The 19,496-nt window shown below is 67.3% G+C and carries 16 protein-coding genes; 13 read left to right on the top strand and 3 right to left on the bottom strand.

Annotation, left to right across the window (positions count from 1 at the left end):
• The first annotated feature begins 33 nt into the window (after window positions 1-33).
• The 4 genes from ACPTTF_RS14050 (at window position 34) to ACPTTF_RS14035 (ending at window position 3,681) form a co-directional block, all read left to right on the top strand.
• On the top strand, window positions 34-981 hold the full coding sequence (locus ACPTTF_RS14050; protein WP_166963345.1) for a carbohydrate ABC transporter permease: 948 nt from the start codon (window positions 34-36) through the stop codon (window positions 979-981).
• Window positions 978-1,829: a carbohydrate ABC transporter permease gene (locus tag ACPTTF_RS14045; protein WP_085041038.1), complete on the top strand. Its 852-nt coding sequence runs from the start codon at window positions 978-980 to the stop codon at window positions 1,827-1,829. The genes ACPTTF_RS14050 and ACPTTF_RS14045 overlap by 4 nt, the downstream gene beginning before the upstream one ends.
• On the top strand, window positions 1,826-2,509 hold the full coding sequence (locus tag ACPTTF_RS14040; protein ID WP_423371503.1) for an HAD family hydrolase: 684 nt from the start codon (window positions 1,826-1,828) through the stop codon (window positions 2,507-2,509). Before ACPTTF_RS14045 ends, ACPTTF_RS14040 begins: the two co-directional genes overlap by 4 nt.
• A gap of 62 nt (window positions 2,510-2,571) precedes the next feature.
• On the top strand, window positions 2,572-3,681 hold the full coding sequence (locus ACPTTF_RS14035; RefSeq protein ID WP_423371502.1) for an ABC transporter ATP-binding protein: 1,110 nt from the start codon (window positions 2,572-2,574) through the stop codon (window positions 3,679-3,681).
• Between the two features lie 13 nt (window positions 3,682-3,694).
• On the opposite strand, the gene ACPTTF_RS14030 is transcribed toward ACPTTF_RS14035, so the two are convergent.
• Window positions 3,695-4,579 carry a LysR family transcriptional regulator gene (locus tag ACPTTF_RS14030; protein ID WP_423371501.1) on the bottom strand — a complete coding sequence of 295 codons (885 nt, stop codon included), beginning with the start codon at window positions 4,577-4,579 and terminating at the stop codon, window positions 3,695-3,697.
• Between the two features lie 114 nt (window positions 4,580-4,693).
• On the opposite strand from ACPTTF_RS14030, the gene ACPTTF_RS14025 reads away from it, so the two are divergent.
• The 5 genes from ACPTTF_RS14025 (at window position 4,694) to ACPTTF_RS14005 (ending at window position 10,934) form a co-directional block, all read left to right on the top strand.
• A complete protein-coding gene (locus ACPTTF_RS14025) occupies window positions 4,694-5,890 on the top strand; it encodes a serine hydrolase domain-containing protein (RefSeq protein ID WP_423371500.1) in 1,197 nt (398 codons plus the stop codon).
• Window positions 5,887-7,098 carry an MFS transporter gene (locus ACPTTF_RS14020; protein WP_423371499.1) on the top strand — a complete coding sequence of 404 codons (1,212 nt, stop codon included), beginning with the start codon at window positions 5,887-5,889 and terminating at the stop codon, window positions 7,096-7,098. Before ACPTTF_RS14025 ends, ACPTTF_RS14020 begins: the two co-directional genes overlap by 4 nt.
• A gap of 512 nt (window positions 7,099-7,610) precedes the next feature.
• Window positions 7,611-8,627 carry an L-tyrosine/L-tryptophan isonitrile synthase family protein gene (locus ACPTTF_RS14015; RefSeq protein ID WP_423371498.1) on the top strand — a complete coding sequence of 339 codons (1,017 nt, stop codon included), beginning with the start codon at window positions 7,611-7,613 and terminating at the stop codon, window positions 8,625-8,627.
• 100 nt (window positions 8,628-8,727) lie between these two features.
• The gene (locus tag ACPTTF_RS14010) at window positions 8,728-9,198 is read left to right on the top strand and encodes a protein tyrosine phosphatase family protein (RefSeq protein ID WP_423371497.1); all 471 of its coding nucleotides are present in this window, start codon (window positions 8,728-8,730) and stop codon (window positions 9,196-9,198) included.
• A complete protein-coding gene (locus ACPTTF_RS14005) occupies window positions 9,195-10,934 on the top strand; it encodes an L-tyrosine/L-tryptophan isonitrile synthase family protein (RefSeq protein ID WP_423371496.1) in 1,740 nt (579 codons plus the stop codon). The genes ACPTTF_RS14010 and ACPTTF_RS14005 overlap by 4 nt, the downstream gene beginning before the upstream one ends.
• Window positions 10,935-11,158: 224 nt before the next feature.
• Here ACPTTF_RS14005 and ACPTTF_RS14000 read toward each other — a convergent pair whose 3' ends face one another.
• Window positions 11,159-12,637 (bottom strand): efflux transporter outer membrane subunit, encoded by a 1,479-nt coding sequence (locus ACPTTF_RS14000; RefSeq protein WP_423371495.1) that lies wholly within the window; start codon window positions 12,635-12,637, stop codon window positions 11,159-11,161.
• 104 nt (window positions 12,638-12,741) lie between these two features.
• On the opposite strand from ACPTTF_RS14000, the gene ACPTTF_RS13995 reads away from it, so the two are divergent.
• From ACPTTF_RS13995 to ACPTTF_RS13980, 4 genes are all read left to right on the top strand, one after another.
• The gene (locus ACPTTF_RS13995) at window positions 12,742-13,359 is read left to right on the top strand and encodes a TetR/AcrR family transcriptional regulator (protein WP_423371494.1); all 618 of its coding nucleotides are present in this window, start codon (window positions 12,742-12,744) and stop codon (window positions 13,357-13,359) included.
• Between the two features lie 80 nt (window positions 13,360-13,439).
• Window positions 13,440-14,531, top strand: coding sequence for an efflux RND transporter periplasmic adaptor subunit (locus ACPTTF_RS13990; protein WP_407062445.1), 1,092 nt, complete (start codon window positions 13,440-13,442; stop codon window positions 14,529-14,531).
• The gene (locus tag ACPTTF_RS13985; RefSeq protein WP_423371493.1) at window positions 14,528-17,644 is read left to right on the top strand and encodes an efflux RND transporter permease subunit; all 3,117 of its coding nucleotides are present in this window, start codon (window positions 14,528-14,530) and stop codon (window positions 17,642-17,644) included. Before ACPTTF_RS13990 ends, ACPTTF_RS13985 begins: the two co-directional genes overlap by 4 nt.
• A gap of 37 nt (window positions 17,645-17,681) precedes the next feature.
• A complete protein-coding gene (locus tag ACPTTF_RS13980; protein WP_423391163.1) occupies window positions 17,682-18,395 on the top strand; it encodes a LuxR family transcriptional regulator in 714 nt (237 codons plus the stop codon).
• A gap of 75 nt (window positions 18,396-18,470) precedes the next feature.
• On the opposite strand, the gene ACPTTF_RS13975 is transcribed toward ACPTTF_RS13980, so the two are convergent.
• Window positions 18,471-19,469 (bottom strand): sugar-binding transcriptional regulator, encoded by a 999-nt coding sequence (locus ACPTTF_RS13975; RefSeq protein ID WP_166963318.1) that lies wholly within the window; start codon window positions 19,467-19,469, stop codon window positions 18,471-18,473.
• Window positions 19,470-19,496 lie beyond the last annotated feature (27 nt).

Below are 19,496 nucleotides of genomic sequence, written 5' to 3'. Positions count from 1 at the left end.
CGTGCCCGCGCATCAACCGGAGGAACGCCGATCATGCGTCATTTACGTCTTCCCCTGAGCCACGCGCCGTCGGTCGGCGACGCGTCGTCGCCGCCTGGCGCGCCGCGCCCTGCGCGCGGCGGTGCGAGCTGGCTCGTGTCGCCGTCCGTCGCGGTGCTGCTGCTGTGGATGTCGATTCCGCTCGCGATGACGATCTGGTATTCGTTCTCGCGCTACAACCTGCTGAACCCGGACGTGAAGGGTTTCGCGGGCTTCGACAACTACCGCTTCCTCGCGACCGATCCGTCGTTCCTGCCCGCGATCTGGCACACGCTCGTGCTGATCGGAGCGGTGCTCGCGATCACGGTGGTCGGCGGCGTGCTGATGTCCGTGCTGTTCGACCGCAAGTTCTACGGGCAGGGCGTGGCACGCCTGCTCGCGATCGCACCGTTCTTCGTGATGCCGACGGTATCCGCGCTGATCTGGAAGAACATGATCCTGCACCCGGTGTACGGGCTCGTCGCGAACGCGATGCGCGCGCTCGGGATGACGCCGATCGACTGGTTCGCCGATTACCCGCTCACCGCCGTGATCATCATCGTCGCGTGGCAGTGGCTGCCGTTCGCGTTCCTGATCCTGTTCACCGCGATCCAGTCGCTCGACCAGGAGCAGAAGGAAGCCGCGCGCATCGACGGCGCGGGCCCGATCGCGATGTTCTTCTACATCACGCTGCCGCACCTGAAGCGCGCGATCGCGGTGGTCGTGATGATGGAGACGATCTTCCTGCTGTCGATCTTCGCGGAGATCTACACGACGACCGGTGGCGGCCCGGGTAATGCGACGACCAACCTGTCGTACCTGATCTACGCGCTCGGCCTGCAGCAGTTCGACGTCGGCCTCGCGTCCGCGGGCGGCATCATCGCCGTCGTGGTCGCGAACGTCGTGTCGTTCTTCCTCGTGCGGATGCTCGCGCGCAACCTGAAGGGAGAGTACGAGAAATGAGCGACCTGACCTTCGAAGGCCGGCGCGTGCCGGCCGTGTTCGACCTCGTGCGGCGCGCGCTGCCCGGCACGCTCGCGTGGCTGATCGCGCTCCTGCTGTTCTTCCCGATCTTCTGGATGGCGATCACCGCGTTCAAGACCGAGCAGCAGGCGTATGCGTCGACGCTGTTCTTCATGCCGACGCTCGACAGCTTCCGCGAGGTATTCGCGCGCAGCAACTACTTCGCGTTCGCATGGAATTCGGTGCTGATCTCGGCGGGCGTCACGGTGATCTCGCTGCTGTTCGCGGTGCCGGCCGCGTACGCGATGGCGTTCTTCCCGAACCACCGCACGCAGAAGGTGCTGCTGTGGATGCTGTCGACGAAGATGATGCCGTCGGTCGGCGTGCTCGTGCCGATCTACCTGCTGTGGAAGAACGCGGGGCTGCTCGACTCCGTGTCGGGCCTCGTGATCGTCTACACGCTGATCAACCTGCCGATCGCGGTGTGGATGACCTTCACGTACTTCAACGAGATCCCGAAGGACATCCTCGAAGCCGGGCGCATCGACGGCGCGTCGACGTGGCAGGAGATCGTCTACCTGCTGATGCCGATGGCGCTGCCGGGGCTCGCGTCCACCGCGCTGCTGCTCGTGATCCTGTCGTGGAACGAGGCGTTCTGGAGCATCAACCTGTCGAGCTCGAACGCGGCGCCGCTCACCGTATTCATCGCGTCGTACTCGAGCCCCGAAGGATTGTTCTGGGCGAAGCTGTCCGCAGCTTCCCTGCTGGCGGTCGCGCCGATCCTGATCGTCGGATGGCTGTCGCAGAAGCAGCTCGTGCGCGGGCTCACGTTCGGGGCCGTCAAATGACAGCGAACGTCCTGATCTGCGATTGCGACGGTGTGCTGATCGACAGCGAGGCCGTGGCGGCCGACGTGATCGTGCGCGAACTCGACGGCCGCTGGCCGGGCGTCGATGCGCGGCCGGCCGTGATGCCGTTGCTCGGGCTGCGCATCGAGCGCGTGCTGGCCGGTGCGGGCGAGGCGCTCGGGCGCACGTTGTCGGCCGACGATGTCGACGCGATCCGCCGCGCGGTCGAGGCGGCGGCCGTGAATGCGCCGATGGTCGACGGCATCGATGCGGCGCTGGACGCGATTCAATTGACGACGGCTTGCGCGAGCAACAGCTACCGCGCGTACGTCGAGGCGGCACTGGCACGCACGGGCCTCGCGCGCTTCTTCGGCGACCGGCTGTTCTGCGCGGATGCCGTCGCGCGGCCGAAGCCCGCGCCCGACGTGTATCTCGCGGCCGCGCGCACGCTCGGTGCGGCGCCCGCACAGTGCCTCGTCGTCGAGGACAGCGTGACCGGCATCACCGCGGCGGCCGCGGCCGGCATGACCGTGCTCGGCTTCGTCGGCGGCGGGCATGCGTCGGCCGCGCAGATCGACGCGCTGCGCGGGATCGGCGCGCGTCACGTATTCGACGACATGCACGAGCTGCCCGGTTACGTCGCGCGCTGGCAGGCGACCGGCGCGGTGCTGCCGAACTAGCAACCCCGAATGATGGCGCGCCGCGTACCGCGCGGCGCATCACGAACGAACGGAGACAGATCATGGCAAGCGTGCTCCTGCGCAACATCGCGAAGCGCTACGACGACACCGAAGTGCTGCGCAACGTGAACCTCGACATTGCCGACGGCGAATTTGTCGTGTTCGTCGGCCCGAGCGGCTGCGGAAAATCCACGCTGATGCGGATGATCGCGGGCCTCGAGGACATCTCGAACGGCGACCTGCTGATCGACGGCGCGAAGGTCAACGACGTGCCGAGCGCGAAGCGCGGCATCGCGATGGTGTTCCAGTCGTATGCGCTGTACCCGCACATGACGCTGTACGACAACATGGCGTTCGGCCTGAAGCTCGCGGGCGCGAAGAAGCCCGAGATCGACCAGGCGGTGAAGAACGCGGCGAAGATCCTGCACATCGATCACCTGCTCGACCGCAAGCCGAAGCAGCTGTCGGGCGGCCAGCGGCAGCGCGTCGCGATCGGCCGCGCGATCACGCGCAAGCCGAAGGTGTTCCTGTTCGACGAGCCGCTGTCGAACCTCGACGCGGCGCTGCGCGTGAAGATGCGGCTGGAGTTCGCGCGGCTGCACGACGAGCTGAAGACGACGATGATCTACGTGACGCACGACCAGGTCGAGGCGATGACGCTGGCGGACAAGATCGTCGTGCTGTCGGGCGGCGCGGTGCAGCAGGTCGGCACACCGAACGAGCTTTACCATGCGCCGGCGAATCAGTTCGTCGCCGGCTTCATCGGCTCGCCGAAGATGAACTTCCTGAAAGGTACGGTTGAATCGGTCGATGCCGGCGGCGTGCTCGTGCGTTTCGACAGCGGCGAGACGCAGCGCGTCGCGGTCGACGCGGCGGGGCTGCAGCGCGGTGCGGCGGTGACGGTCGGCGTGCGGCCCGAGCACCTGAAAGTCGAAGCGGCGGCCACCGGCGTGGCCGCGCGGACGATGGCCGTGGAGTCGCTCGGCGACTCCGCCTATCTGTATGCGGAGTCGGCCGTCGCGCCGGACGGGCTGATTGCGCGGATTCCGCCGCTCGATACGTACCGCACCGGCGAGGCGCTCCGCGTGCACGCGCAAGCCGAGCACTGCCACCTGTTCGACGAGCACGGGCAGGCGTTGCGCCGGCTGGGCGTGCACGCAAAGGCCGCATGACGGCCGGCCGCGGTCACAGCGGCAGGTGTGCGGCCATGTAATCGACGAACGCGCGCAGTTTCGGCGTCGGGTGGCGGCCCGACGGCCACAGCACGTAGGCCGGCGTGCAGCTCGCGACGTGTTCGTCGAGCACTGCGCGCAGCGTGCCGTCCTCGAGCGCCTCGCGCACGAAGAAGATGGGCAGGCACGCGATGCCGAGCCCGCGCAGCGCGAAGCACAGGCGCGCTTCGGCGCTGTTGCTGACCATCGTGACCGGCACCTCGGGCGGCATGCCCGCGCGTGGCACGCGCAACGGCCAGGTTTCGAGCTTGCCGCTGGTCGGGAAACGGTAGTGCAGGCAGCGGTGCTGCGCGAGATCGGCCGGCGTGCGTGGCGTGCCGTGCCGGTCGAGATAGCCGGGGGACGCGACGAGGTGCTGGCGGAAGTGGCCGAGCAGCCGCGACGACAGCCGTGAATCCGACGGCTGGCCGGTGCGCAGCACCGCGTCGAACCCTTCGTCGACGACGTCGACGAGCCGGTCGCTGAAATCGATGTCGAGCTCGATCTCCGGATACGCGGCCATGAAATCGGCGAGTACCGGCAGCAGCAGCGTGCCGATTGTCGGCAGGCTCACGCGCAAGCGCCCGCGCGGCGCTTCGGCGCTGTGCGTCAGTTCCTGCTCGGCCGCGTCGAGCTCGGCGATCACGCGCCGGCACCGTTCGAGAAAGCGCGTGCCTTCGGCGGTCAGCGTGATGCTGCGCGTGCTGCGGTGAAAGAGCCGCACGTTCAGGCGCGTCTCGAGCCGCGCGATGCGTTTGCCGATCGCCGAGGCCGATAGCCCGAGCGCACGGCCGGCCGCGACGAAACTGCGCGTTTCCGCGACCTGAACGAACACGACGAAGCCGCCGAGGTTTTCCATGCGAGTTTCCGATTGCGGACGCCAGCGTCCGGATTGTCCGGAACTCTACCCCGGTTTTTCTTCTGGCGTCGGCTCCCTACGATGAGCGCTCGTTCATTGTTGAGAGGTCACGTCATGTCATCCCTGCCTGTCACCGCTTTGCGCCTGGAACCGGACGTCGCGTTGCGCCACCGGCTCGACGACGCGCTCGATCGCGCGCTCGCCGACGAGCGCATCGTCGGCGCGGTCGTGCTGGTCGCGCAGGACGGCGAGCTGCGCTACGCACGCGCCGTCGGCCTTGCCGATCGCGAAGCCGGCACGCCGATGCGGGACGACGCGCTGTTCCGCCTGTCGTCGGTCACGAAGCCGGTCGTGGCGGCCGCCGCGATGCGGCTGGTCGCGGCGGGGCGCATCGCGCTCGACGAACCGGTTGTTCGCGCGTTGCCCGGGTTCCGCCCGACGTTGACCGACGGCACGCCTGCCGTCATCACGTTGCGTCATCTGCTGTCGCATACGGCCGGACTCGGCTACCGCTTCCTCGAAGCGGACGGCGACGGCCCGTATGCGCGCGCCGGCGTGTCGGACGGCATGGATCGCTCGGGTCTCTCGCTCGCCGAGAACCTGCGGCGCATTGCCAACGTGCCGCTGCAGTTCGCGCCGGGCACGTCATGGGGCTATTCACTCGCGATCGACGTGGTCGGCGCGCTGATCGAGGCGGTCGACGGGCGGCCGCTCGCCGACGCGGTGGCCGCGTTCGTCACGACCCCGCTCGGGATGACCGACACCGCGTTCGTCGCGCACGACGCCGCACGCTTCGCGACGCCTTACGTGAGCACGCCGGGCGCCCCGCGCCGGATGGCGGACGTCGATCTCGTGCCGGTGTTCGACGGCACGATCGGCATCCGCTTCGAGCCGGCGCGCGTGTTCGATGCCGATGCGTGGCCGTCGGGCGGCGCGGGAATGGTCGGCACCGCGCGCGATTGCGTGACGCTGCTCGACGCGCTGCGCACGGGCCGCGACGGCTGGCTCGAACGCGCATGGGCCGACGAGATGGCGCGCGTCCAGCCGGGGGCGAGCGAACTGCGGGATGCCCCCGGTTTCGGGTTCGGGCTCGGCTTTTCGGTGCTGCGCGATCCGGTGGCCGCGCAGTCGCCGGAGACGGTCGGCACCTGGCGCGGGGGCGGCGCGTACGGGCACACGTGGTTCGTCGACCGCGCAGCGGGGCTGACGGTCGTCGCGCTGACCAACACGCTGTACGCGGGCCTCGACGGGCGGATCGTGACCGCGGTGCGCGATGCGGTCTACGGCGTCGAAACCGGGAGCGCGGCATGAGCGACTGCACGTCGATCGATGACGAACTGGCCGTTCGACCGGTGCAGGCCGGCGCGCGCCTGCCGGTCGCGAACCTGCTGGCGCTCGCGATGGCGGGGTTCATCACGATTCTCACCGAGGCGTTGCCGGCCGGCCTGCTGCCGCTGATGAGCGCCGACCTGCGCGTGACCGAGGCGCTGATCGGCCAGCTCGTGACCGTGTATGCGCTCGGCTCGATCGTCGCGGCGATTCCGCTCGTCGCCGCGACGCGCGCGATGCGCCGGCGCAGCCTGCTGCTCGCAGCCTTGGCCGGCTTCGTCGTATCGAATGCGCTGACGGCTGTGTCGCCGTACTACGCGCTCACGCTCGCCGCGCGCTTCGTCGCCGGGATGGCGGCCGGGCTGCTGTGGGCGCTGCTGGCCGGCTACGCGAGCCGGATGGTCGATGCGTCGCTGCGTGGCCGTGCGATCGCGGTCGCGATGCTCGGTGCGCCGGTCGCGATGTCGATCGGCATTCCGGCCGGCACCGCACTCGGCGCGGCGCTCGGGTGGCGCGTCGCGTTCGCGGGTATCACGCTCGCGGCACTCGTGCTGATCGGCTGGATCCGTTGGCGCGTGCCCGATTATCCGGGGCAGCAGGCCGGCGGGCGCGAGCCGGTGCTCGGCGTGATGACGCTGCCCGGCGTGCGGCCGGTGCTGACCGTGATGTTCGCGTACGTGCTGGCGCACAACATGCTGTACACGTATGTCGCGCCGTTTCTCGCGGGCGTGCGGATGGGCGCTCAGGTCGATGCGGTGCTGCTCGTGTTCGGTATCGCGTCGCTGGTCGGCATCGCGCTGACGGGCGCCTGGATCGGCGCCGCGCAGCGCCGCCTGACGCTCGCCAGCATCGCGATGTTCGCCATTGCGGCGGCGATGCTCGGCGCCGGTTCCGGCATGGTGATCGTGTATGCGGGCGTCGCGCTGTGGGGGCTCGCGTTCGGCGGCGCGCCGACGCTGTTCCAGACGGCCACCGCGAACGCGGCGGGGGAGGCGGCCGATGTCGCGCAGTCGATGCTCGTGACGGTGTGGAACCTGGCGATCGCGGGTGGCGGCATCGCGGGCGGGATGCTGCTCGGCGCAACGGGCGCCGGCGCGATTCCGTGGGTGCTCGTCGTGTTGCTGGCGGCCGCGTGGGTCGGCGCGTGGCGTGCTCGCCGGCATGCGTTTCCGGCGCCGCGGGCCGCTTGAGCTTGCGGTGTGCAGGTGCGGGCGCGATTCGGGATGACCGAATGTCCGGCGCCGCCCTGGCGCGTAGCGCGTCTGTACCGCGCGCGGATAGCCGTGCCGTCGCCATCCTGTCGTGCGTCCCGCCGTTCCTGAACCCTGCCGCGCACTGCCGGTGTGCCGCCGGCTGACGACCCGTCCCAATCTACCCGATCGTTTCCCATCGACCGTCCGGCGCGATCGACGCTTGCGCGTCGCGCCGGGCGGGAACAATCGTGCTCAGTAGCACGTTTCCTTTTGACAAATCCTGCCCGAAAGGACAGCTATCGCGCGCGAAGCGTTTGCTTTGTAATTCCCCGGCGTTTGATTGACGAATTCGCTTATATCGCGTCCCGCACGCGAGGACGCGCCGCGTCAGGCCGATCGATCGTGCCAGTGCCAGCGCGATTTCAAAAATTACGAGGAGTGCAGCGGTTGCGCGACCGCCTGCCGATGCCGGGAAAAGCACATCCTCAGCCATTCACGAGAGGGCCGAAATGTCGTGCGATCTATACGAGACCCAAGCACGCGCGGTGGAGTGCGACGCGCTATCGATCGCCCGTGCGATCGTGCGCGAGGTGTTCAAGCTTCGCAAGCTGCATCCGACGGAAGACGGTCGACCCGGCGACGTCGAAGCCGAGATGGACTGGCATGTCGAGGCGATCCTGCCCATCGTTGCGAGCGATCGGCAGGTCAGGCTGATCCTGCCCGCGTTTCCGGGCAAGTCGCCGAACCGGATGAAGACGCTCGGGGTGTTGCCCGATCTCGCGGAGAAGCACGCGCTGAAGAACCTGGCCGCGTTGTGCACCCGTATCGGCACGATCTACAAGCCGGGCGTCAAGTTCGTCATCTGCTCGGACGGCTACTGTTTCTCGGACGTCGTCAGCATCGGCGACGATGAAGTCGCGCAATACCTGAAGAGCCTCGAAGAGCATGCGGCCGTCCATTTCGAAGGCAGCTTCGAGTTCTTCGACCTGAAAGGCCACTTCGGCTATCTCGACGACCTCACGTCGAAACGCGAGGAGTTGCTGATCGCATACAGCGATCCGGTCGAGCGGATCCGGCGGCAATGCCAGGACGATCCGGCGATGAGCGCGATGTATCGCGGCATCACGCGTTTCCTGTACGAAGATTCGCTCGGCATCGAGCGGTTCCGGACGTGGAGCAACACCGCGATCCAGAAAATGAGCCGCTGCAACGCGTATCGCGTGATCCAGCGCAGCAATGCGTGGAGCCGGCTGATCGAGGACGCGTTTCCGAACAGTCTGCGGCTGTCCATTCATCCGCAGTTCCGCATGTCGAAGAAGATCGGCATCCGCCTCGTCGACTGCGACGACGTGTGGCTCACGCCGTGGCATTCGGTGGCGGTGCGCGAGAACAACCGGATCGTGCTGAAGAAGCGCTCCGAGGTCGACGAGCGCAATTCGGTGCTGGTGTTCTCGGACGGCGTGCCCTGCCATTTCGTCCATCACCCGCATCTGTTCGCCGGTGCTGTCGAAGCCGTTTCTGCTTGAGCGGCGCGCTGCGTGTTCCACCCGATTGGCGTTCGTCGGCAGCCGCGTCGCACCACGGGCGCGGGCGACGAATGCGTTCCATCTGCAATGGAGGCACAACGTGAATCTTTCCGACATGCGCAACGCGAAATGGATCGATGCGCATACGCTGACGGCCGGCCAGCCGACCGAGGCGCAGTTCGCCGAGCTGGCACGGGACGGCGTGACGACGATCATCAATCTCGCACCGTTCGACACGCGCTACTCGATCGACGACGAGGAAGGCTGCGTGCGGCGCAACGGCATGCAGTATCACTTCCTGCCGGTCGATTTCAAGCAGCCCGCGCTGGAGGACTTCGATCGCTTCGCCGAGCTCTTCCGGCAAGCGGCAGGCGGCAGGACGCTCGTGCATTGCGCGGCAAACTATCGGGTCTCGGTGTTCGTGTCGCACTACAAGATGATGCATGACGGCTGGTCCGCCGGGCAGGCGGACGAATGGATCGCCGGCATCTGGAATACCGCGGAGTTTCCCGTCTGGCAAACCTTCATCCAGACGCTGCGTGCGAACCTGAGCACGCGCTGTGCGACATGAGCAGTGCAGCGACGGTGGCCGAATTTCGGCGCGCGTTCGGACAACTGTGCCGCAGCGGAGATGTCGACCGTTTGTCTGTTGCGCAGCGCGAAGCGCTTGATGCAGAAGTCGGCGCGTGCGTGACGCACGGACAGCCGATCCGGCTGACGTTGCCGGGTTTCCCGCTGAAGTCACCGGACCGGCACGGCAAGGTGCTTGGCAGGCTGCCCGACTGCGGCGAACAACTCGCGCTCGGTTATCTCGACGCGTTCTGCGAGACGGTGCGCGGGTTCTACCCGCCGGGATGCGTGGTCGACCTGTTCAGCGACGGGCTGACGTTCTTCGATCTGCTGGACGTGAGCCGGGCGGACGCGAATGCGTATCACCGCGCGCTGCGTGAGCTGATCGTGTCGCGCAACATCGTCTGGCATTCGTATGCGACGGTGGATCCGTCGTTCGATCGCGATGCGTCCGACGTCGACGCCGCGCTTGCGCCGTACTGGCCTGCCGACGACGACAAGCGTTGCGATGCCCGCAGCGAACGCGTCGGCGAGCTGACGGCATTGCTCGCCGGCGAACGGCAGATCGTGCTGGCCGACGCGGACACCGAGACGCGCGCGCGGCTTTCGCGGGCCGCGCAGCGGATGGCGGAGCGCGGCGTCGCGCTCGATGGCTTTCTCGATGCGAAGCTGCCTGCCGGCCTGCGGCTGACTGTCCATACGGCGCCGCCCGGGAGCAAAAAGATTCCGATCAGGTTGCATGCCGGGGGCGGCAATGGTGCGCTGCCCTGGCGCAACGTACTACTTCAAAAAAAGAATGGAGAATTTGCCATGCTGAGCAAATCGCAGGTCAATCAAACCGTCAACGCCGCGCTCGTCACGAAAGGCGGTGAACCATGGTATTTCGCGGAAGGCGACGATCCGGTCCTGAATCGCTGTGCGATCAGCGTCGTGCATCGCGACGACTTCGGCTTGCTGGTCGAGCCGAACGCCGACGAGGCCGGCCAGATCGATTGCTGCGCGCTGTCGAAGGATGCGCTCGCAACGATGCTGCGGCGTCACGGTTTCGTCGTGCTGCGTGGCTTCCGGGTCGACGACGAGGCTGCGCTCGTGAAGTTCACCGAGCAGTTCGGCCAGCTGTACGTGTGGCAGTTCGGGCCGGTGCACAAGGTGAAGCCCGAAGAAGACGCGAACGGCTACGTACATTCGTTCGAGGCGGTGCCGCTGCACTGGGACCTGAGCATGCTGCCGCTCACGCATCCGCTCGTGCAGCAGGACGAATACTTCTCCGCGAAGATGTTCGCGCTTTACTGCAAGACCGCGCCGAAGCGCGGCGAGGGCATGACGACGCTGGTCGATGCGCGTCGTATCGTCAGTCAGCTCGACGCTGGCACGCTGGCCGCGTGGGAGCAGACGAGTCTGACCTACGACACGAAAATGACCTACTTCGGCGGCGTGCCGCGGACGTTCCCGCTGATCGCCACGCATCCGGATACGGGCGAAAAGGTGCTGCGCTACCAGGAGGGCAGCGAGTCGACGCTGCAGCGTTTCGAAGTGAGCATCACGACGCCGGGCACCGTGCCCGATGACAGCGTGCAGCGGATCAATGCGCTCGCATACGCAAGCGAGTACCTTGTCGAGCACGACTGGGTGGACGGCGATATCGTGCTGGTCGACAACTACAGTGTGCTGCATGGCCGTCGTGCGATGTCGCGCGAATCGGCGGCGCGCGAGCTGTGGCGGGTGCAGGTGTATTGAGCGCGCTGTCGGGTGTCGGCCGGTCCGGCGTTTGCCGGCGGACCGGCTGGTTGCATCGTCGCCGGCCCGTCGTGACCGGCCGGCACGGTGGGCATCGGCACGAAAATGCCGCGGCGCAAGCCGCGGCATTCGTTTGTCGGTGCAGCGCACGCGGGACGCGCGCCTACGTCGTGCAGCTCGCGGGCGGTTCGAGCGCGCGGCACGTGACGACGCCGACGTCAGCGTCAGCGTGCCGAGACATTGAGTGGAGCATCGTTTTGCGCGTTCTGCGCGGCTTCCCAGCCGCCACCCAGTGCGCGGAACGATGCGATGGCCGCCCGGGCCGCCTCGGCCTGCGCCTGGGCTTTCGCATCGCGCGTCTGCAGCAGGTCGCTGTCGGCGTCGAGCACTTCGATGAGGCTCACGATACCGCTCTGGTACGCAGTGAACGACGTTTCCCGCGCGCGCGCCAGCGCGGTTTCACCCCGTGCGAGCGTATGCATCTGGGCCTCGCGCTTCACGAGTGCCGAAAACGCATCCTCGACGTCCTCAGAAGCGCGCAACGCCGCCTGCCGATAGGCGGCGAGTGCCTCGGAGGTCTGCCCGCGCGCAGCCGCGATCTGCGCATCGATGCGCCCGAAGTCGAACAGGCGCCAGCGCAGGCCGAGGATCCCTTGCGCTTGCGTTGCGCCATGCGTGAACAGGTCGCCGGATGCGGTGGCGGCCGTGCCGATCAGGCCGCTCAGCGACAGCTTCGGATAGTACTCGGCGATCGCTGCGCCGATGCGTGCATTCGCGGCCGCGAGTCGTCGCTCGGCGACGATCAGGTCGGGGCGGCGGCGCAGCAGGTCGCCCGGCGTGCCGGCATCCGCGAGACGCGGGGCGACCGGAATCGGCGCGGCCGTGTCCAGTTCGGGCCGATGGGTGCCGGGTTGCGCGCCGACCAGCACGTCGAGTGCGTTCTGCGCTGCGTCGAGCCCGGTTTCGAGCACCGGCACCGTGGCCTCGACCTGGGCCAGCGCGCCTTCCGCCTGGCGAACCTGCAATTCGGCCGCGACGCCATTGCGGTGCTGCATTTGCACGGTTGCCAGCAGGCGCCGGCGGGTGTCGACCTGCTGCCTTGCGACTGCGAGGCGCGCCTGCAGCCCGCGGATCGTCACATAGGTATCCGCGGTCTGCGCGGCGACGGCCAGCCGGGTGGCGACCGCGGCGGCCGCCGACGCCTCGTATTCGGCGCGCACGGCCTCGCGGCTGCGCCGCAACCCGCCGAACAGGTCGATTTCCCAGCTCGCGCCGACGTCACCCTCGTAATAGGCGGCATTGCGGGAGAAGCCGGGGGTCGAGTCGAGCAGCCGTCCGAGCGGCGTATCGACCGACTGGTAGACCTTCTGGCCCTGCGCGGTCACGCTGCCGCTCGGCAGCAGCGCCGCGGTGGCGGCGCCCAGCGCGGCGCGCGCCTGTGCGACGCGCGCGGTCGCCTGGGCGATGTCGAGGTTCTGTTGCAGCGCGAGATCGACGAAGCGCGTCATCAGCGGGTCGTCGAAGCCGGTCCACCACGCGCCGAGGTTCGCGACCGTCGTGACGGGGCGCTGTTCGACCGCGGCTTGCCCGATGAAGCGATCGGGTGCGGCCATGGCCGGCCGTTGGTAATCGGGGCCGACCGCGCAGCCGGCCAGCGCGCCGACGGCGAGGAACGATGCAAAAAATCGATGGGAAACCGGCATGACGACCCTTCAGGGTAGAGAATAGAGGCGATGTTTCGAGTGTGACCATTGTACGAATTGGTCACATGGTGTCAATCACGTCCTGATGTTCCAGATTTCCAACCATGACTGAAAGCGTGTCTCTCCCCGCAGGCCGGCGCGGCCCAGCGGACCACGCCGTCCGCGACCAGATCGTGAATGCGGCAAACGAACATTTCCGGCATTACGGGTACGGCAAGACGACGGTGTCCGATCTCGCCAAGGCGATCGGTTTCTCGAAGGCGTACATCTACAAGTTCTTCGATTCGAAGCGCGCGATCGGCGAAGCGATCTGCGCGACGAGCCTCGGCACGATCATGACGGCGGCGGACCAGGCGATCGCCGGTGCCGAGTCCGCGACCGACAGGCTGCGCGGGATGTTCCAGGCGATGACCGCCGCCTGCGTGGGGTTCTTCTTCACCGATCGCAAGCTGTACGACATTGCCGCGTATGCGATCGAGGAAGGCTGGCAGACCACGATCGAACACGACGAGAAGATCAGGGGCGCGATCGTGCGGATCGTCCGCGAAGGGCGGGAAAGCGGCGAATTCGAGCGCAAGACACCGCTCGACGAGACCTGCCGCGCGATCTTTCTCGTGCTGCAGCCGTTCGTGAATCCGGTGATGCTGCAGTACCACCTCGACCACGCTGAAGACGCGTCGAAGGCCGTCTGCAACCTGGTGTTGCGCAGTCTGTCGCCTTGACGTCATTTTGATTGTGACCATTGACGATATTGGTCACATGATTCACACTCGGGCCTCCTTCAGTCTGGAGATTGCCCATGTTGCTCATTCGCGCGGCCGCGCCGGCTGTTCTCGCCGCTTCGATTGCGTTCGGCCTCGTCGCTTGCGGTCCCGCGAAACAGGACGATCCGCGCGCGGCGATGCCGCTCGTCCGGACGGACATCGCGCGTGACGCGGGGGCCGTCGGCCGGACCTTCACGGGTACCGTCGTCGCGCGGGTGCAAAGCGACCTCGGTTTCCGCGTGCCGGGCAAGATTGTCGAGCGCCTGGTGGATGCCGGTCAGACCGTGCGTCGCGGGCAGCCGCTGATGCGGATCGACGCAACCGATCTGCAACTCGCGACGCGCGCCGAAGACGACGCCGTGGCGGCAGCGAAGGCACGCGCCAACCAGACTGCGGCCGATGAAATGCGCTACAGCGGGCTTGTTTCCGCCGGCGCGGTGTCGGCATCCGCGTACGACCAGATGCGGGCCGCCGCCGACACCGCGCGGGCGCAGCTTCGTGCCGCGCAGGCGCGTGCGGACGTCGCGCGCAACGCGGCAGGTTACGCGGTGCTGGTCGCCGATGCGGACGGTGTCGTGATGAGCACGCTCGGCGAGCCCGGACAAGTGGTGGCCGCGGGTCAGACGGTCGTGCGGCTCGCGCGTTCCGGCCCGCGTGAAGCGGTTGTCGACCTGCCCGAGACGTTCCGGCCCGCGCTCGGCTCCATGGGCCGCGCGATGCTGTACGGCGGCGCCGACCTGACGGGCGACGCTCGGCTGCGGCAACTTTCCGATGCGGCCAATCCGCAGACGCGGACATTCGAGGCGCGCTACGTGCTGGAGGGGCCGATCGCGCGCGCGCCGCTCGGCGCGACGGTGACGGTCAATGTGCCCGACGCGCGCGCCGCGACCGGCGACGCCGCAATGCGGGTGCCGCTCGCGGCTGTCTACGATCGCGGGAACGGCCCGGGCGTCTGGGTCGTCGATGGGGCGAAGCCGCGAGTGGTCTGGCGGCGCGTGCGGCTGGCCGCGATCGGCGACGAGACCGCCACGGTCGCGGAAGGGCTCAAGGCAGGCGAGCGCTTCGTCGCGCTCGGCGCGCACCTGCTGCACGACGGCGAGAGCGTGCGCATCGCGGGAGCGCAGCAATGAGCGGTTTCAATATTTCCGCGCTCGCGGTGCGCGAGCGCGCGGTCACGCTGTTCCTGATCGTCGCGGTATCCGTCGCCGGTGCGCTTGCGTTTCTCAAGCTCGGGCGCGCGGAGGATCCGGCATTTACCGTCAAGGAACTGGCCTTCATGACTGCGTGGCCCGGCGCGACTGCGCAGGAGATGCAGGACCAGGTCGCCGAACCGCTCGAGAAGCGGATGCAGGAGTTGAAGTGGTACGACCGCACGGAAACCTTTACGCGGCCGGGGCTCGCTTTCACGACCGTCACGCTGCGCGACGACACGCCACCGTCGGCGGTTCAGGAAGAGTTCTACCAGGCGCGCAAGAAGCTGGGCGACGAGGCGGCGAAGCTGCCGCAGGGCGTGGCCGGCCCGTTCGTCAACGACGAATACGCGGATGTGACGTTCGCGCTCTACGCGCTCAAGGCGCGCGGCGAGCCGCCGCGCGTGCTGGTGCGTGAGGCGGAAGCGCTGCGCCAGAGGCTGCTGCACGTGCCGGGCGTGAAAAAGATCGATATCGTCGGCGAGCGGCCCGAGCGCATTTTTGTCGAGTTCTCGTATGCACGGCTCGCGAATCTCGGCATGTCGCCGCGCGATATCTTTGCCGCGCTGAACGACCGGAATCTCGTGACGCCCGCCGGCTCGATCGACACGGCCGGGCCGCACGTGCTGATTCGCCTCGACGGCGCGTTCGACGATCTTCAGAAGATCCGCGACACGCCGATCGTCGCCGGCGGCCGCACGCTCAGGCTGTCCGACATCGCGGACGTCAAGCGCGGCTACGAGGATCCCGCCACCTTCCTGATCCGCAACCAGGGCGAGCCGGCGCTGCTGCTCGGCGTCGTGATGAAGGAGCGCTACAACGGCCTGCAGCTCGGCAAGGATCTCGACAAGGAGGTGGCGGCGATTTCGGCGGACATGCCGCTTGGCCTGTCGCTGACGAAAGTCACCGACCAGGCCGTCAACATCGAGGAAGCCTACGACGAGTTCATGCTGAAGTTCTTCGTCGCGCTGGCCGTCGTGATCACCGTGTGCCTGATCAGCCTCGGCTGGCGGGTGGGGATCGTCGTCGCGGCGGCCGTGCCGCTCACGCTCGCGGGTGTCTTCATCATCATGCTCGCGACCGGGCGCGATTTCGATCGCATCACGCTCGGCGCGCTGATCCTGTCGCTCGGGCTGCTCGTCGACGACGCGATCATCGTGATCGAGACCATGGTCGTGAAGATGGAGGAGGGGTTCGACCGCATCGCCGCCTCCACGTATGCGTGGAGCCACACGGCCGCGCCGATGCTCGCGGGCACGCTCGTGACCGCGATCGGGCTGATGCCGGTCGGCTTCGCGAAGTCGAGTGCCGGCGAATACGCGGGCAACATCTTCTGGGTCGTCGCCTTTGCGCTGCTGACGTCCTGGGTTGTCGCGGTCGCCTTCACGCCCTATCTTGGCGTCAAGCTGCTGCCGCGGATCCGGCCGGTCGCGGGCGGGCATGCTGCCGTCTACGATACGCGGGCCTATCGCCGGTTTCGTGCGTTGCTCGCGTGGACGGTCGCGCACAAGAAACGCGTCGTGTTCGCGGTCGTGGTTTCGTTTGCGGCCGCTGTGCTCGGCCTCGGTCTCGTCAAGCAGGAGTTCTTCCCGATCTCGAGTCGGCCGGAAGTGCTGGTAGAAGTGCGGATGAGCGAAGGAACCGGCATCGCCGCCACCAGCGCGGTGGTCGGCAAGGTGGAAGCATGGCTGCGCAAGCAGCCCGAGGCCCGGCTGGTCACGAGCTACATCGGCCAGGGCGCGCCGCGCTTCTTCATTGCGATGTCGCCCGAGCTGCCCGACCCGTCGTTCGCGAAGATTGTCGTGCTGACGCAGGACGAGAAGGCGCGCGAGGCGCTGAAGCTTAAGCTGCGCACCGCCGTCGCGCAGGGCCTCGCGCCCGACGCGCAGGTGCGCGCGACGCAGATCGTGTTCGGGCCGTATTCACCCTTTCCCGTCGCGTTTCGCGTGATGGGGCCCGACGAGGGCAAGGTCCGGGAGATCGCCGCGCAAGTCGAGCGTGTGATGCGTGCGAACCCGTCGATGCGGCAGGTGAACACCGACTGGGGGCCGCGCGTACCGACGATCCGCATCTCGCTCGATCAGGATCGGCTGCGCGCGATTGGCCTGAGCACGCACGATGCGTCGCAGCAGCTTCAGTTCCTGCTGACGGGCGCCCCTGTCACGCAGGTGCGCGAGGACATCCGTTCGGTCGAGGTGGTGGCGCGTAGCGCCGGCGCCGACCGGCTTGATCCGGCGAAACTCGGTGCGTTTACGCTGACGGGAAGCGCTGGCCAGAAGGTACCGCTCGACCAGCTCGGCGAGGTCGGGATTCGCATGGAAGACCCGATCTTGCGGCGTCGCGACCGCCTGACGACTATGACCGTGCGTGGCGATATCGGCGAGGAATTCCAGCCGCCCGAGATCTCGAACGAAATCATTCAGGCGATCCGGCCGATCGTCGCCGCGTTGCCGCCGGGGTACCGGATCGAGACAGGCGCGGCGCTCGAGGAAGCGAACAAGGCGAACGCCGCGCTCGCCGCCGTGTTTCCGATCATGCTGATCCTGATGATGATCGTCGTGATCTTCCAGGTGCGTTCGATCGCGGCGATGGCGATGGTGCTGTTGACGGCACCGCTCGCGCTGGTGGGTGTCGTGCCGATCCTGTTGCTGTTCCGTCAGCCGTTCGGGTTCAACGCAATCCTCGGGTTGATCGGTCTTGCCGGCATCATCATGCGCAACACGCTGATTCTGATCGGGCAGATCCATCAGAACGAAGCCGATGGCCTCGATCCGTACGACGCGATCATCGAAGCGACCGTGCAGCGTGCGCGCCCGGTGATCCTGACGGCGCTTGCGGCTGCGCTCGCCTTCATTCCGCTCACGTTCTCGGTGTTCTGGGGGGCGCTCGCGTTCACGCTGATCGGCGGTACGATCGGCGGCACTGCGTTGACGCTCGTGTTTCTCCCTGCCCTGTATGCGATCTGGTTCCGCATTGCTCCGAAGGCGACCGACGAAGCGGCGCACATGCCTCCCCCGGCATATCGGCGCGAAGAGACGTCCGTCAGTTCCTGACCGGGCACGTGCGAACCGGAAACAGGGAGGCGAGAAAATGACGAACAAATCGAGCGTGGGCTACGGGAACATGTTTTCCGAGCTGAATTCGGAATCGGAGCTGGTCGAGCGCATGACGTACGTGACGCGTGAGCTCGGCTTCGAGCATTTCTACTATGTGATGCGCATTCCACTGCCGATCTCGAACCCGAGGAGCTACATCTTTTCCGATTGTCCGGACACGTGGATCCGGAGCTACGTCGAGCGCGACGGCTTCAGGAGCGATCCGGCCGTGCAGCGCGGGTTGCGGGAAACCGTTCCGTTCCTGTGGTCGGCCGTCAGCGGGGAGGCGGCGGATTTCTGGGCCGATCCGTTGCAGCAGCGGTTTCGTCACGCGTGGAGCATGCCGCTGCGTGGGCAGTTCGGCACGATCGGCTTGCTGTCGCTGCTGAGGAAATCCGCGCCGATCCTCCAGGACGAACTCCTGTCCAAAGAGCCATACGTACTGTGGTTGACGACGCTGGCTCACCGGGCGATGACGCGTCTCGTCGTCTCCACGGCGATGCCCGAGGTGTGCCAGACGCTGACAGCGCGCGAGAAGGAGGTGCTGAAATGGACTGCGGCAGGCAAGACGTATGCCGATATCGGATTGATTCTGTCCATCTACGACCGGACCGCGAAGTTTCACCTGATGAACGTGATGCGCAAGCTTCGTGCGGCCAACAAGGCGGAGGCCGTCATGAAGGCCACGATGCTCGGGTTTATTCAGTGATGTCCGGTTCGTCCGGATGGGTCGGCGATCCGGTGTGCGGAGACCGCATGCGGTGACGCGAAGCCGGCACGCCGGCTACGCTTCCAGCGCCGCCCTCGCGCAGGTCTCGTCGGTGACGAGCCCCGACATCCAGCCGCCGCGCAATGCGGCGATCACCGCATCGCGTTTCTTCGGGCCGCCAGCGAACGCGATCGTCGGGCGCTTCGGCGGCGTGGCGAGCGACACGCTCGTCACGCGCGCGCCGGTCGACACGTCGATCAGCTTGCCTTGCGCGTCGATCGGCACGCCGAGCAGTTCGGCCACCGCGCCTAGCGCGGTCATCTCGTCGCGCTCCTGTTCGGTGATGAAGCCGTCTTCGTAGAGCGGGCAGTGCGGGCCGATGTTGCCGATCCCGACGAACGCGACGTCAGCCTTGCCCGACAGCGCCTCGACGATCCGGTACAGCCGGTGATTGCACCACTGCGCGCGCTCGGCGGCGCTGTCGGCGAACAACGGCGCGGGCAGCAGGAAGTGCTTGCTGCCGGTTTTCTCGGAGATGTACTGCGCGACGTCGTAGCGGTTCGACGAACCGTCGGCCGCGATCGCGCCGACCATCGACACGAGCCGGTGCTGCGGACGGTCGATCTGCGCGATCTGCGCGACCGCGGCCTTCAGCGTCCGGCCACTGCTGACCGCGATCACCATCGGCCGCGTTTCGTTCAGGTAGCGCTCCATCACCTGTGCGCCGGCGACCGAGAGCTTGCGGTCGATCGCGTCGGGCGCATCGGCATCGACGGGCACGACTTCGCACATCGCGAGGCCGTAGCGCTTCGACAGCTGCGCGCCGAGATCGAGACAGTCGGCGAGCTGGTGGTCGACGCGCACGCGAATCAGGTTCTTCTCGACCGCGAACGCGACGAGGCGCTGCGCGACCGGGCGCGACACCTGCAGCTTTTCCGCGATTTCGTTCTGCGTGTCGCCCGCAACGTAGTAGAGCCACGCGGCACGCGTGGCGAGATCGAGTTTTTCTGAGGACTTGGACACGATAGCGATTCGGTTCGGATCGGGGCCGGCCGGCGGGCCGCATGACGGCATCCACTGTACCGCATGTCGCACGCGCGG

Origin of the sequence: Burkholderia crassaminum (assembly GCF_964265005.1) — a bacterium.
Classification (GTDB): domain Bacteria; phylum Pseudomonadota; class Gammaproteobacteria; order Burkholderiales; family Burkholderiaceae; genus Burkholderia.
The sequence above is the reverse complement of the archived record's forward strand: the minus strand, read 5'-3'. Positions and strand labels throughout refer to the sequence as shown.